13 protein-coding genes are annotated in these 13,537 nt (G+C 60.5%); 2 read left to right on the forward strand and 11 right to left on the reverse strand.

Going from position 1 to position 13,537, the window contains the following annotated elements:
• Positions 1-33 precede the first annotated feature (33 nt).
• From ACZ1HH_RS09620 to ACZ1HH_RS09630, 3 genes are all read right to left on the reverse strand, one after another.
• A complete protein-coding gene (locus ACZ1HH_RS09620; RefSeq protein WP_472636511.1) occupies positions 34-1,527 on the reverse strand; it encodes a hypothetical protein in 1,494 nt (497 codons plus the stop codon).
• 138 nt (positions 1,528-1,665) lie between these two features.
• Positions 1,666-4,110 (reverse strand): heavy metal translocating P-type ATPase, encoded by a 2,445-nt coding sequence (locus ACZ1HH_RS09625; protein ID WP_472636512.1) that lies wholly within the window; start codon positions 4,108-4,110, stop codon positions 1,666-1,668.
• Between the two features lie 164 nt (positions 4,111-4,274).
• The gene (locus ACZ1HH_RS09630) at positions 4,275-4,628 is read right to left on the reverse strand and encodes a MerR family transcriptional regulator (protein WP_472636513.1); all 354 of its coding nucleotides are present in this window, start codon (positions 4,626-4,628) and stop codon (positions 4,275-4,277) included.
• A 66-nt stretch (positions 4,629-4,694) separates the two neighbouring features.
• Between ACZ1HH_RS09630 and ACZ1HH_RS09635 the strand changes: the two genes are divergently transcribed.
• Positions 4,695-5,135: a hypothetical protein gene (locus ACZ1HH_RS09635; RefSeq protein ID WP_472636514.1), complete on the forward strand. Its 441-nt coding sequence runs from the start codon at positions 4,695-4,697 to the stop codon at positions 5,133-5,135.
• Positions 5,136-5,490: 355 nt separating this feature from the next.
• Here ACZ1HH_RS09635 and ACZ1HH_RS09640 read toward each other — a convergent pair whose 3' ends face one another.
• The 8 genes from ACZ1HH_RS09640 to ACZ1HH_RS09675 form a co-directional block, all read right to left on the reverse strand.
• On the reverse strand, positions 5,491-6,015 hold the full coding sequence (locus ACZ1HH_RS09640; protein WP_472636515.1) for a hypothetical protein: 525 nt from the start codon (positions 6,013-6,015) through the stop codon (positions 5,491-5,493).
• 9 nt (positions 6,016-6,024) lie between these two features.
• Complete coding sequence (locus ACZ1HH_RS09645) at positions 6,025-6,381, reverse strand: H-type lectin domain-containing protein (protein WP_011539408.1); 357 nt, start codon at positions 6,379-6,381, stop codon at positions 6,025-6,027.
• 124 nt (positions 6,382-6,505) lie between these two features.
• Entirely contained in the window at positions 6,506-6,919 is a 414-nt protein-coding gene (locus ACZ1HH_RS09650) for a F0F1 ATP synthase subunit epsilon (protein ID WP_011539409.1), read from the reverse strand.
• An 11-nt stretch (positions 6,920-6,930) separates the two neighbouring features.
• Positions 6,931-8,355, reverse strand: coding sequence for a F0F1 ATP synthase subunit beta (gene atpD, locus ACZ1HH_RS09655; RefSeq protein WP_011539410.1), 1,425 nt, complete (start codon positions 8,353-8,355; stop codon positions 6,931-6,933).
• 20 nt (positions 8,356-8,375) lie between these two features.
• A complete protein-coding gene (locus ACZ1HH_RS09660; RefSeq protein WP_011539411.1) occupies positions 8,376-9,251 on the reverse strand; it encodes a F0F1 ATP synthase subunit gamma in 876 nt (291 codons plus the stop codon).
• A gap of 15 nt (positions 9,252-9,266) precedes the next feature.
• Positions 9,267-10,808 carry a F0F1 ATP synthase subunit alpha gene (atpA, locus tag ACZ1HH_RS09665; protein ID WP_011539412.1) on the reverse strand — a complete coding sequence of 514 codons (1,542 nt, stop codon included), beginning with the start codon at positions 10,806-10,808 and terminating at the stop codon, positions 9,267-9,269.
• Positions 10,809-11,369, reverse strand: a complete 561-nt coding sequence (locus ACZ1HH_RS09670; RefSeq protein ID WP_044026841.1) for a F0F1 ATP synthase subunit delta — start codon at positions 11,367-11,369, stop codon at positions 10,809-10,811.
• 415 nt (positions 11,370-11,784) lie between these two features.
• Entirely contained in the window at positions 11,785-12,531 is a 747-nt protein-coding gene (locus tag ACZ1HH_RS09675) for a class I SAM-dependent methyltransferase (protein WP_011539414.1), read from the reverse strand.
• A 54-nt stretch (positions 12,532-12,585) separates the two neighbouring features.
• Between ACZ1HH_RS09675 and gloB the strand changes: the two genes are divergently transcribed.
• Entirely contained in the window at positions 12,586-13,401 is an 816-nt protein-coding gene (gene gloB, locus ACZ1HH_RS09680; protein ID WP_472636516.1) for a hydroxyacylglutathione hydrolase, read from the forward strand.
• The last annotated feature ends 136 nt before the right edge of the window (positions 13,402-13,537 follow it).

Raw genomic sequence — 13,537 nt, forward strand, 5'->3', positions numbered from 1 at the left:
CCGGATCCCCCAAGAGGGTCTCGCAGATTCGGCTCAGTCCACGTCCGGCTCGGTGAGATCAAGACCAGATGTCGGCACATAGGTGTCCTGACCGAATTGCAACGCGGCAAGCTCCGCCTTCTTCTCTGCAATCTGCTGCTCCCGATCGGCAACAACCTTGTCGAACCATTCTTTTTTGGCGTCCAAGAGATTGTCCGGATCCGCTTTGAAAACCGCAAGATGGGCCTCGGCGGCATCGATTTCCTTTTGCTTTAGCGCAACAAGTTCTGCCAGCGCATCTGCGTCGGATTGCAGCCCCAGCGCCTTGAGCGTCGATTTTTCCAGCTGATCCTTCAGGGCGTCGTTGTCTTTGACAAAATCATTGAGGAAAGTAACCACCCGAGAGGCTTCGGTGCTTTCTTCAAACGATACCGAGATGTTCACCGGCGTATAGGTAAAGGGGGCGGTCTGCAGGCGCTGGACCTCGTTCACGAAGGGGGTGAATTCGGCGTTGCCCTGCAAACCATCCAATGATCCCAGGTTCAAAAGGTCCTGGATACTCTGAGGCAGAGCCGCGCTTGGCATCGCAAATTTCGACCAAGCACCCCGCCCCAGCACCGCCTCGACGGTGGTCGGGCCAAAGCCGCCAAAGGCTTTGCTTGACTGGACGCTCACCCCCACATTGCCGCTCGAACCGGTGACTGCTGACAGCTGATTGGCATGAAAGCTTGCCAGAGCGACGGTATTGTCGGAGGAGGTGCCTAGGCTTGAGACCTTGATCGTGACACCAATGTCGCGCTTCTCCTTGCCCTCGGTGGCAAAGTTCATCACGTCGAAATAGACCGGCACATACCGAAACGCGCTGCCATCGGCGGTCACCTCAAGGCGCAGCTCAAGGATCGTGCCCAGTGAGCCACCCTCGAGCACCGCGATCCCCGCCTTGGCCAGACGATAACCCGCCGTTTCATCCGAAAGCCCATTGGTCTCCGTTTCCTGCGTCCATGCCTCCACGGTTTCCTGATCCTGCGCGATCCGCTGCAGCAGGTCAGCCGTCCTGATCGCCCCGGCCTCGGTTTGGATCGGAGCCGACGCAGTCACAACGGTCAGGCATCTCAGCGCCGGGTTCAGAAACACCGGGCGGACCGTCTTTGTCTTGTCGGGGTCGTCCTTGGTTGGCGCGAGAACCTCCATCTCGTTTGCAACCCGGAACATATCGACCCCAATCATCCGCTCGGCGGTCTTGGGGTCAGGATTTGCCTTTTTGTTCAGATAGCTCACACCGGTCTCAAAGGCTGTCTCGACCAGTTTCACCGCCAGTGCGGTTGCGATGGGCGTCAGCGCGCTCTTGGCACCATCCGCCGCCGGCTCGGGACGTTCGATGTCGATAAAGCGCACCGGCAAGGCAAAGCCCGGGCTCACATCGGCCGAGCGGCCAATTGTCAGGATGCAGTCATCAGAGGTCACGACGGCCATGTCAGTCGCGCGCGCCACATCCGCAAGGCTTGTCGCTGCGATCACTGCTGTCGCAAAGGGGAAACAGGCTTTCATCAAAAACTCTCCAACTCTTAAAATACATGTCGAATAGGAAGAGTGTACACGCGGGAGGGGACTAACCAAAGATATATTCCCCTCCCGCAGGTGGCCCATGATGGGCCATCGCGCATCGTTATGAGCGCAGGGTTCGGGTCAGGCGCGTCTGAGCCGAAGCGCATTGGTGAGCACCGACACCGAAGAAAGCGCCATCGCCCCGGCTGCAAAGACCGGTGAGAGCAAGATCCCAAAAGCAGGATAGAGCGCCCCTGCCGCCAGCGGGATCAGCGCTGCGTTGTAAACAAAGGCCCAGCCGAGATTTTGCCGGATATTCACCAGCGTCTTGTGCGAGATCTGGATCGCTGTCGCGACACCGCGCAGGTCGCCCGACATCAGGACCACATCCCCCGCCTCGATGGCCACATCGGTGCCGGTGCCAATGGCAATCCCCACATCCGCTTGTGCCAGGGCTGGTGCGTCATTGATCCCGTCGCCGACAAAACCGAGCTTGCGCCCCCGCGAGGCCAGATCCCTGAGTGCGGATACTTTGCCTTCGGGCGCGACGCCCGCAACCACATGGCTGATGCCGAGATCGCGCGCGATGGCCTCTGCCGTGGCGGGCGCGTCGCCGGAAATCATCGCCACATCCTTGCCCATGGCCCGCAGGGCCTTGATCGCCTCGGCGCTGGTGGGTTTGATCGGGTCGGCAACTGCCAGGAGCGCCGCCAACTGCCCGTCAATGGCGGCATAGAGCACGCTTTCCCCGCGCCCGGCGCGTTCCAGCGCCTCAGAGGCCAGCGCATCGACGCTGATGCCGGCTTCGGACATCAGGCGCGCGCTGCCGATCCGAATCTCGCGCCCCGCCACCTCAGCCGTGACGCCGCGCGCCGTGAGGCTCTGGAAATTGCTGACCTCGCCAAGGCTCAGGCCCTCGTCCTTTGCCGCCGTTACCAAAGCGCGGGCGATGGGATGCTCCGAGCGGGCCTCCACTGTCGCCACCGAGGCCAGCACCTCTGCCCGTTCGAACCCTTCGGTCGAGCGCAGCGCCACCAGCGACGGACGCCCCTCGGTGAGCGTGCCTGTCTTGTCAAAGGCAATGATGTCCACCTCATTGAGCGATTGCAGCGCGTCCCCCTTGCGAAACAGCACCCCCAGTTCTGCCGCGCGCCCCGTCCCCACCATGATAGAGGTGGGGGTTGCCAGCCCCATGGCACAGGGGCACGCAATAATGAGCACCGACACGCCCGCCACAAGGGCGTTGGTCAATGTTGGCTCTGGACCCACAAAGAGCCAGACTGCCACCGTAAGAACCGCCAGAACCATCACCACCGGCACAAAACGCAGGGTGACCTTATCCACGAGGCTCTGGATCGGGAGTTTGGCGCCCTGGGCGTCTTCGACCATGCGGATGATCTGGGCCAGCGTGGTCTCAGCGCCTGTGCGAGTCACAGCAACAGTCAGACTGCCCTCGCCGTTCACGGTGCCGCCTGTCACAGGCGCGCCTTCGGTTTTCTCAACCGGGATCGGCTCGCCGGAAATCATGCTCTCATCCACATGGGCGGTGCCCGCCAGCACTGTGCCATCGGTCGGGATCCGTTCGCCGGGGCGCACCAAGATGCGGTCGCCGGGTGCAAGGTCCTCGACCTCGACATCCTCAGGCTGGCCGTCCTTGGTGAGACGCCGCGCATGGCGGGCCTGGAGACCCACAAGCACCTGGATGGCGGCGCCGGTGCGGCCCTTGGCGCGCGCCTCAAGCCAGCGCCCGATCAGGATCAGAGTGACGATCATCGCCGCGGCCTCGAAATAGACCGCGCGCACATCGGCGGGCAGCAGCGCGGGCGCAAAGGTCGCCACAAGGGAATAGATCCACGCCGCCCCTGCCCCAAGCGCCACAAGACTGTTCATATCGGGCGCGCCCTTGCGCAAGGCAGGCAGGCCCAGTGTAAAGAACGCCCGTCCGGGCAGGAACAGAACCGCCGTGGTGAGCAAGGCCTGGATCACCCAAGAGGTTTGCATGCCGATGGTCTGCGCAATCCAGTGATGCACGGCTGGCACCACATGACCGCCCATCTCGAGCAAAAATACAGGCAGCGTCAGCGCGGCGGCGATCATGACCTGACGGCGCAGGTCGCGCGCTTCACGATCCTTGCGGGCGGCGCGGTCTTCGGTGTCTGTTGCCTCTGCGGGGCGCGCACGATAGCCCGCCTGCGTGCTGGCCGCGGCCACCTCAGAGGGCGTCACCACACCTTGCAGGATCTCCACCTGCGCGCTCTCGGCGGCAAGGTTCACATTGGCCGAAACCACTCCCGGCAGCGCCTTGATCGCGCGCTCCACCCGACCGACGCAACCGCCACAGGTCATGCCCTCGATCGAGAGCTGCACGCTCTGATGGCGCGCGGGCTTGCCAAGATCGCGTAGGGCGCTGTCGGCCTGTTGCAGGGCCTCGGGGCTGTCTGCGGTGATCTGCGCGGTTTCATTGGCGAGGTTCACCGAGACGTCCCGCAGTCCCGGCAGGGCCGCCAATGTGCGGTCGACACGCCCCACGCATCCGGCGCAGGTCATTCCTTCAATCGAGAGGCGGGCGGTGATCGGTTGGGTCATGAAGCGACTCCGTTATGGCCTGTTGTCTTCCATGTAGGGGTTCCTGTCACTGGAAGCTCAAGAGGGAATATGAGATTTTTTCCACAACACGCCATATTGGGTGAATTGCCCTGCCCCGAGGGAAGATTTTGCGCCGGTGGGCAGCAGGACACCCGCTGCCCCTGTCACCCTCTGAGCGGGCAGGCTTGATCCTGAAGATCCACAAGCAGGCGTCGCAGCTCGGTGAGCTCAGCCAGTTTGACATCGACCGCGTCAATCCGATCCTGGATCAATGTGGCGGTTTGTGCGGCACTCAGATCGCGACTCGATAGAGTCGCCATCACATGCTCCATCTCGCGCAGGGTAAAGCCGATGCTCTGGCCCAGTCGGATCAGTTTCACCAGCCGCTCCATCTCGGGATCAAACACGCGATAGCCGTTGGCCATACGTTCAGAGCGGATCAACCCCCGCCGCTCATAGAGCCGAAGCGCATCCGCGCTGACCCCGGTGCGCTGTGCCAGATCCCCGATTTTCAACATCTGCTTGACCTTAGACTATAGTCCAACCTCTATACCGAGCCCCAACGCAACAGGAAAGGAAGAATCATGTTCTGCGATGGGATGAACAAAAAGGTCTATCTGGCCTCGGCTTGGTATGATCTGGCCATGTCGGTTCCCTTTGCCCTACCGATTACGCTGTCGTTGACGTGGGGCTATGTGATGATCCCGCTCAACGCCGCGTTGGGGTTTGGGGTGCTTGAGCCCCTTGAGACACATGGGGCGATGTTTGCCAATTTTTACGGCTCGATCGTGATGTTCTGGGCCCTCTTGCGGCTCTATCTCGCGGACGTGCGGCTGGCGGTGGTCGATGGGACCGGGCGGTTTCTCTACAGCATTGCGATGATCAACGCCCTGATGCACGGCGCAACGCCGCTCCTGTGGTTCTTCCTGACCGTGGAGATGACTTTCTGCGTTCTGCAGTTGGCGGGTGCGGTCGCGCGCCATCGTCGTCAGGCTGTTCATCGTGGCGTTGAAACGCCCATTTGAGACCACGCATCCTCAGCCTGGGGCGCGCGACTGCGCGCCTCAGGCGTGTCCCGGTGTACTCCACAACGCCTGGCTGGACCTCTACCTGCACGCACTCCGTCGCGAAGGTGACTTGGAGGCTGATAAGACAGCGTCTATGCGATCCACACGCCCGACGCAGCGCGCACAGGGCCCGGCTTCGGTCGAAAGAGTGGCCGGGCTGGGATGGCTCATGGTGTGATCCCCCCTATGCGGATCTTGCGCGATTGGCCCTTTTTTAGGGTCGCTGCGTGCTCATAAGGAAATACGAGACTTTCTGCCGCCAACAGAGAACAGCCTTCTGGACGTGGTGATTGTCGTGCCTGCAGGGTTAGGTTCAAGCATAGCGCGAGACATCCCAACTGTCGTCGACCGGAACCGGGACCACGTAGGTCTGCAACCGATCCTGAACACGCAGCTGAAGATGCAATTCCTTGCCGCCCACCTCGGCACTGTCATAGACCGCAAAATGATCGCCGCATGTCACCAAGTAGGAGAAAATCTTCTGCTGTGTCAGAGGCGTGCCATTTGTGACAGGCTCGATGGGGTGGACGATCTGATCAGCGTCCAAATCGTCAGGGATAGACTTAAACCGGATCTTATCGCCTTGGGACAGTTTGGCAGGCGTCATCTGCCTTTCCTTGCGAAATTGCGAGTAAAGAATACCCAAAAGGATAACCCATAAAATGAGCGACATCTGTGCACGCGCCACTAAGTTGCCCCCATAGGTCGCGGCAACACCACTTAGCAGCAGCCACAAGCAGCAAGGCCCAAGCGCATAGCCAGCAAAGAGAATGATCGTAAACCGTTTCGTCTTCGAAAAATGCCACTGCCAGAATGTCAGCGGTTCTCGTTTCGCCACGAGAGCCCCCTACTCCACGTCCCAATCATCCTCAAACGGCAGATCGCCGATGGCCATCCAGGCAGCGCGGACGCGGGCGACGCGGCTGTCGGACCAAGTGCGGAATACCACGTCAAAGCCGGTTTCGGAAATATTCTCGGCCACCAGTTCGGATCGATGCGCGGTGTCCTGATGCATGTCCATCAAAGAAGCGGTGACCTGCACTGCGGGTATCGCGCGAAAAGGATGGTCAAAACGGACGTTCAAACGGCGTTCACGCCCGCCAGAGCCGGTCCACATGGAGCCACCGGAATCGAACTCGGAGAACACCTCAACATCCCCTTGCGCGACGCCGGTGCGTTGGCTGCGAAATGTCGTATTGCGCACGGAACAACCTCGTGATGTGTGAATACATCTAAAATTACTCATATCAAAATGATGCTTAACAAAAAGAAAACCGGCCCGCAGATCTGCGGGCCGGTTTCTATAGGTTTCATCTGTTCCCGGAGAATCAGAGGCTCATGTGGGTCCCGAGCGCTTCCATGTCTGCAAGCATCTTGGCCGCGTCTTCCACCAGACCATGCTCAGAGTTGTCCTCCTGCGCGGTCTTGTACATGGTGCGGGCTTCCTCGATGAGCTCGTCCAGATGGGCGCGGGTCATCTCGTCCATGGGGATCGCCCGCTCCGCGAGAACCGACAGGCCCTCGGCAGTGATCTGGGCAAACCCGCCAGTGACGAGATACTCCGTTGTGCCTTCCGGTGCGTCCACCTTCAGGATGCCCGGACGCAGGGTGGTCAATGTCGGCGCGTGCAAAGGCATCGCCGTCATGTCACCCTCAGCACCGGGGATCTGGACCGCGCGGGCCTGAAGCGAAGCAAGGCTCCGCTCCGGGCTCACGAGATCGAATTGCATCGTATCAGCCATGAGGGCCCTCCTTAGGCCGCGTCAGCAGCCATTTTCTCGGCTTTTGCGATCACTTCGTCGATGCCGCCAACCATGTAGAAGGCGCCTTCGGGAAGGTGGTCGTATTCGCCAGCCACAACGGCTTTGAACGACGCGATGGTGTCCTCGAGGGAAACCTGCACACCGTCGGAACCGGTGAAGACTTTTGCAACGTCGAACGGCTGCGACAGGAAGCGCTGGATCTTACGCGCACGCGCAACGGTCAGCTTATCCTCTTCGGAGAGTTCGTCCATGCCGAGGATCGCGATGATGTCCTGCAGCGACTTGTAGCGCTGGAGGATCTGCTGAACGTCGGAAGCCACTTTGTAGTGCTCTTCGCCAACGATCTGCGGGTCCATCAGGCGCGACGAGGAGTCGAGCGGGTCCACAGCGGGGTAGATGCCGAGCTCGGAGATCGCACGGTTGAGAACGGTGGTCGCGTCCAAGTGGGCAAAGGTTGTTGCAGGTGCCGGGTCGGTAAGGTCGTCCGCGGGAACATACACCGCCTGGATCGAGGTGATCGAGCCGTTCTTGGTGGAGGTAATACGCTCCTGCATCGCACCCATGTCGGTCGCCAGCGTCGGCTGGTAGCCCACAGCGGAGGGGATACGGCCAAGAAGTGCAGACACCTCGGAACCGGCCTGCGTGAAGCGGAAGATGTTGTCCACGAAGAACAGAACGTCGGTACCGGACTGGTCACGGAACTGCTCTGCAAGGGTCAGACCGGTCAGGGCAACACGGGCACGCGCACCCGGAGGCTCGTTCATCTGGCCGTAAACCAGAGCAACCTGCGACTCTTCGAGGTTATCGGGTTTGATAACGTTGGATTCGATCATCTCGTGGTAAAGGTCGTTGCCTTCACGGGTCCGTTCGCCAACACCCGCGAACACGGAGTAGCCCGAGTGCACTTTTGCGATGTTGTTGATCAGTTCCATGATGAGAACGGTTTTACCAACGCCGGCGCCGCCGAACAGACCGATCTTACCACCCTTCGCATAAGGCGCGAGAAGGTCGATCACCTTGATGCCGGTCACGAGGACCTCGGATTCGGTGGACTGGTCGTTGAACTCGGGCGCGGGCTGGTGGATCGCGCGGGTCTCTTTCGCAACGATCGGCTCGCCTTCGTCAACCGGCTCACCCACAACGTTCAGGATGCGGCCCAGGGTTGCGTTGCCAACCGGGATCGAGATCGGAGCACCGGTGTCGGTCACTTCCTGACCACGCACGAGACCTTCGGTCGCGTCCATCGCGATGGTACGGACAGAGTTCTCGCCGAGGTGCTGAGCAACCTCGAGAACGAGTTTCTTGCCGTTGTTGTCGGTGGTGAGGGCGTTCAAAATCGCCGGCAGCTCGCCGTCGAACTGGACGTCCACAACGGCGCCGATGATCTGAGTCACCTTGCCTTTTGCATTTGCCATGTTTCGTCTCCGGTTGTCTCTTAGAGCGCCTCGGCGCCCGAAATGATTTCAATAAGCTCGTTGGTGATGACGGCCTGACGCGAGCGGTTGTACTCGATGGTCAGCTTGTCGATCATTTCGCCCGCGTTCCGCGTAGCGTTGTCCATCGCGCTCATCCGGGCCCCCTGTTCGGACGCCCCGTTTTCCAGCAGACCCGCAAAGATCTGGGTGGCGACGCCGCGCGGCAGAAGATCCGCAAGGATCGCCTCTTCGCTGGGCTCGTAATCCACCACACCGGAGGTCGCCTCGGCGCCCTCGGCATCGAATTCCGCCGGGATGATCTGCTGGGCAGTCGGGATCTGGGTCACGACGTTCTGGAACTTCGAGTAGAAGATCGTGGCAACGTCGAACTCGCCCGCGTCAAAGCGTGCAAGGATGTCCTTGGCGATGCCCTGCGCGTCGACATAGCCCACGCGCTTGACTTCGGTCAGATCCACATGGCCGACGAACAGGTCGCCGAACTCACGCTTCAGGACATCACGGCCCTTTTTGCCCACGGTGAGGATCTTGACGGTCTTGCCCGCGGCCTGAAGGTCGAGAACCTTCTGACGCGCCAGCTTGGCGATGTTGGCGTTGAAGCCACCGCACAGGCCGCGCTCGGCGGTCATGACCACCAGGAGCTGCACCTGATCCGAACCCGTCCCCGCAAGGAGCTTGGGCGCGGTATCGCTTTGACCGACAGAAGCTGCCAGCCCCGCCATCACGGCATTGAACCGCTCGGCGTAGGGGCGTGCATCCTCAGCCGCTTCCTGGGCGCGGCGAAGTTTCGCCGCCGCGACCATCTGCATGGCTTTGGTGATCTTACGAGTGTTTTTCACACTCGAGATCCGGTTTTTTAGGTCCTTGAGAGAAGGCATGTGCTGTCTCTCTCCTTACGCGAAGTCTGCTGCGAATTCGTCCAGAACAGCCTTCATCTTCTCGACCGGTTCACCCTTCTTGAACTTGGGATCCTCATCGGTGATCCACTGCAGGAAGTCGGCCTTCTTGGAGCGCAGGAAGGTCAGAAGCTCGGCTTCATAACGACCCACTTCCTTGACGTCGACTTTGTCGAGGTAGCCGTTGGTGCCCGCGAAGATGATGCAGACGATTTCAGAGTTGGTGAGCGGCGAATACTGCGGCTGTTTCATCAGCTCGGTGAGACGCGCGCCACGGGCCAGCAGCTGCTGGGTTGCGGCGTCGAGGTCGGAACCGAACTGCGCAAAGGCCGCCATTTCGCGGTACTGAGCCAGGGACAGTTTCACAGGGCCCGCAACGGAAGACATCGCATCGGTCTGAGCCGAGGAGCCCACACGCGAAACCGACAGACCGGTGTTCACGGCGGGGCGGATGCCCTGGTAGAACAGTTCGGTCTCAAGGAAGATCTGACCGTCGGTGATGGAGATCACGTTGGTCGGAATAAACGCAGACACGTCGCCGCCCTGGGTTTCGATGATCGGCAGCGCGGTCAGCGAGCCTGCACCGAAGTCTTCGTTCAGCTTTGCGGAACGCTCGAGCAGACGGGAGTGGAGGTAGAAAACGTCACCCGGATAAGCTTCACGGCCCGGCGGGCGGCGCAGCAGCAGGGACATCTGACGATAGGCCACAGCCTGCTTGGAGAGGTCATCATAGATGATGAGCGCGTGCTTGCCGCTGTCGCGGAAGTATTCGGCCATCGCGGTCGCCGCGTAGGGGGCGAGGAACTGCATCGGTGCCGGGTCGGACGCGGTTGCGGCCACAACGATGGAGTATTCCATCGCGCCGGACTCTTCGAGCTTTTTCACCAGCTGCGCCACGGTGGAACGCTTCTGACCCACAGCAACGTAGACGCAGTAGAGTTTCTTGCTATCGTCGTCGCCTGCAGCGTCGTTGTAGGACTTCTGGTTCAGGATGGTGTCCAGAGCGATCGCGGTCTTACCGGTCTGACGGTCACCAATGATCAGCTCGCGCTGGCCACGGCCAACGGGGATCATCGCGTCCACGGACTTGAGGCCGGTTGCCATCGGCTCGTGCACGGATTTACGCGGGATAATGCCCGGCGCTTTCACGTCTGCAACCTTGCGCTCTTTAGCTTCGATCGGGCCTTTGCCGTCGAGCGGGTTGCCGAGGCCGTCAACAACGCGACCCAGAAGCTCGGGACCAGCAGGCACGTCCACGATGGAGTTGGTGCGCTTGACGGTGTCGCCTTCTTTAATGTCACGGTCGGAGCCGAAGATAACCACACCGACGTTGTCGGATTCCAGGTTCAGCGCCATACCCATGATGCCGCCGGGGAATTCGACCATTTCGCCCGCCTGGACGTTGTCGAGGCCATAGACACGGGCAATACCGTCACCGACGGAGAGCACGCGACCAATCTCGGCCACTTCGGCTTCTTGACCAAAATTCTTGATCTGGTCTTTAAGGATCGCGGAAATTTCCGCTGCTTGGATACCCATTTATCCGACCTCTTTCATTGCATTCTGTAGGGAGTTGAGCTTGGAGCGGATCGAACTGTCGATCATCTTCGAGCCCACTTTAACGACGAGACCGCCGATGATGCTTGCATCGACGGTGGCATTGATGGTGACCTTTTTACCCACGCGCTCGGCGAGGGTTTTGGCCAGTTTTTCGCTCTGCGTCTTGGTCAGCGCCTTGGCGGAGACGACCTCGGCGGTCACTTCGCCTCGGGCTTCTGCGATACGGGCGCGCAGCGCGTCGATCAGGGCGGGCACCACAAACAGGCGGCGTTTGGCCGCCATCAGCGCGAGGGAGTTGCGCAGTACATCTACAAGCCCCATCTTGTCCGCTACGGCAGAGATCGCAGCGGCCTGTTCCTCACGCGACACCAGCGGTGAGGTGATGAGAGTACGCAGGTCTTCGCTGTCAGCCAGGGAGGCTGCCAGATCGTTGATGCTAGTCTCGAGGTTGTCGAGAGCATTGCTCTCGGCAGCGATCTCGAAGATCGCTGTGGCATAGCGGTCGGCAATGCCTGCGGAAATCGAAGCTGGTTCGGACACGTCCACCCTTCCGATATTATTTTGGCCCCGGTTTATATGCGTCCTGGCAGGTAGCATCCGGGGGCGTGAGGTCGCCCGATTTTGGCCGGGCATCGAAATCAGCGTGGATGTAGCAGAGCCTTTGCGACCTAGCAACTCCCTCTGTCCGAAGCTGCGAAAACCGAAGTCACACGTTTTCAATGACTTAACAAAACTATGGTGGTTTGACGCAGCTGTTATTGGAAAAAAATTACGCGCCCCTGCCTGTCGCTACACGATTCCGAGGCCCGAATTTGCGTCATTTTGGTACACAAACGTACACAATGTCGAATCTCACGCCTGAAGTGTCGACAACGGTGCCCGGACGCAAGGATCGCCGCCCGAAGGCGCGCGCTTGGGCTCGCAGAAGGCGCACCGCTTGGGCGTCTGTCTCGTCTCAGGTAGGTTCCGCGATCGGGTTGGAGAGCCCCTCCAGCACCCGGATCGGGTTGGTGCGGCGCGCGCGTGTCATGTGGCCCTTTTGGGGGTGGGTCTGCTTTGAGACCTCCACCAGGAACACGCCCGCCGCCATCATCGCGGGCAAGCGCCGTCCGACCCGCTCGATCATCGCGCCCGACTTGAGCCAGAACCGGCGCGAACTCGGCAATCGGTAGAGCGCCGCCGCATGCTGCTCGATAGTGAACTGATGTGCGCGCAACTGGTTTTCCAACTGGGTGAGCGTATAAGGGCGTCCGTAGCCAAATGGCGTCTCGTCCGATCTCGCCCAGAGCCCCGCGCGGTTCGGGACAATAAAGATCGCCCTGCCCCGCGGCCCCATCACGCGCCAGCACTCATCCAGCAAGGCCGAAGGCTGCTCGGAGGTCTCAAGCCCATGAAGCAGAACCAAACGGTCGACACGCCCGGTTTCCACCGGCCATGAGGTCTCCTCGCAAAGTACGGATACATTGGGCATCCCGGCTGGCCACTGCATCACGCCCTGCGGCCCCGGCATCAGCGCCATGAGCCGGCGCGCTTCGCTCAGGTATGGGCGCAGCAGTGGCGCCGCAAAGCCAAATCCCGCGATCGTCTCACCGGTGGCATCCGGCCACATCCGCAACAGCTGCCCCCGGATCGAGGCCTGCGCCGCGCGCCCCAAGGTGCTGCGGTAATAGAAATTCCTCAGATCCTGCACATCCAGATGCATTGCAGACGCTCACTGCTTCGGTCACTCTGGGGCAGTCTAGCAATGTGAAAGCGAATGACCATGCCCGATCAGACCTCTTTCCCCTCCACCGTGGCAAATGGCCTCGAAATCGTGACGGTTCCGTGTCTTGCGGACAACTATGCCTACCTCGTCAAAGGACCCGATGGCGTGGCGCTGATCGATGCGCCCGAGGCCGAGCCGATCCTGACCGCTCTGGAGGCGCGGGACTGGTCGCTTGGGGTCATCATGATTACCCATCACCACCACGACCATGTGGGCGGTGTCGCCGCACTGCGTGAAAAATTCGGCTGCCCGGTCATGGGGCCCAAGGCCGAAGCCGATAAGATCGCAGCCCAGGGGGTCACACTGGATATGGAACTGGAGCCCGGCTTTGAAGGCGGCACCGGTGCCGGGCGCTGCCAGGTGCTTGCAGTGCCGGGCCACACGCTCGGCCACATCGCTTTTTATTATCCCGAGGCGCCGGCCCTGTTCAGCGCCGACAGCCTCATGGTGATGGGCTGTGGACGCCTTTTTGAGGGCACGCCCGCGATGATGTGGCAGACGATGACCACGCTTTCTGCGCTCCCTGACGAGACGCTGATCTATTCCGGTCACGAATACACCGAGAGCAACGCAGGCTTTGCGCTCAGTCTGGAGCCGGAAAATGCAGCACTGCAAAAAAGAATGGATGAAATCACCAAAACCCGTCAAAACGGCCAACCGACCGTCCCTGCCCTTCTGTCGCGCGAAAAACAGACCAACCCGTTCCTGCGAGCTGGCGATCCAAACCTGAAGAAAACGCTTGATTTGGAAGGGGTTGAAGACGCAGAGGTCTTTGCCCATATCCGTGCGGCGAAGGATAAGTTCTGACACCAGTTTGTGGACAGATGTGCATCGCCACACAAGATATGTGAACACAATGTCGGGAATTGTGACCACAATCGCGCAAAAAGCCCTTGAAGCTTACGATCTATCAACCAAACTCTAACACTATGAGGACACGGTT

The organism is Epibacterium sp. HA2-3, assembly GCF_055693725.2.

Bases quoted from the DNA above. Each gene is read 5' to 3' on its own strand.
- ACZ1HH_RS09620 (WP_472636511.1), bottom strand. From the start codon at position 1,527: ATGAAAGCCTGTTTCCCCTTTGCGACAGCAGTGATCGCAGCGACAAGC.
- ACZ1HH_RS09625 (WP_472636512.1), bottom strand. From the start codon at position 4,110: ATGACCCAACCGATCACCGCCCGCCTCTCGATTGAAGGAATGACCTGC.
- ACZ1HH_RS09630 (WP_472636513.1), bottom strand. From the start codon at position 4,628: ATGTTGAAAATCGGGGATCTGGCACAGCGCACCGGGGTCAGCGCGGAT.
- ACZ1HH_RS09635 (WP_472636514.1), top strand. From the start codon at position 4,695: ATGTTCTGCGATGGGATGAACAAAAAGGTCTATCTGGCCTCGGCTTGG.
- ACZ1HH_RS09650 (WP_011539409.1), bottom strand. From the start codon at position 6,919: ATGGCTGATACGATGCAATTCGATCTCGTGAGCCCGGAGCGGAGCCTT.
- atpD (WP_011539410.1), bottom strand. From the start codon at position 8,355: ATGGCAAATGCAAAAGGCAAGGTGACTCAGATCATCGGCGCCGTTGTG.
- ACZ1HH_RS09660 (WP_011539411.1), bottom strand. From the start codon at position 9,251: ATGCCTTCTCTCAAGGACCTAAAAAACCGGATCTCGAGTGTGAAAAAC.
- atpA (WP_011539412.1), bottom strand. From the start codon at position 10,808: ATGGGTATCCAAGCAGCGGAAATTTCCGCGATCCTTAAAGACCAGATC.
- ACZ1HH_RS09675 (WP_011539414.1), bottom strand. From the start codon at position 12,531: ATGCATCTGGATGTGCAGGATCTGAGGAATTTCTATTACCGCAGCACC.
- gloB (WP_472636516.1), top strand. From the start codon at position 12,586: ATGACCATGCCCGATCAGACCTCTTTCCCCTCCACCGTGGCAAATGGC.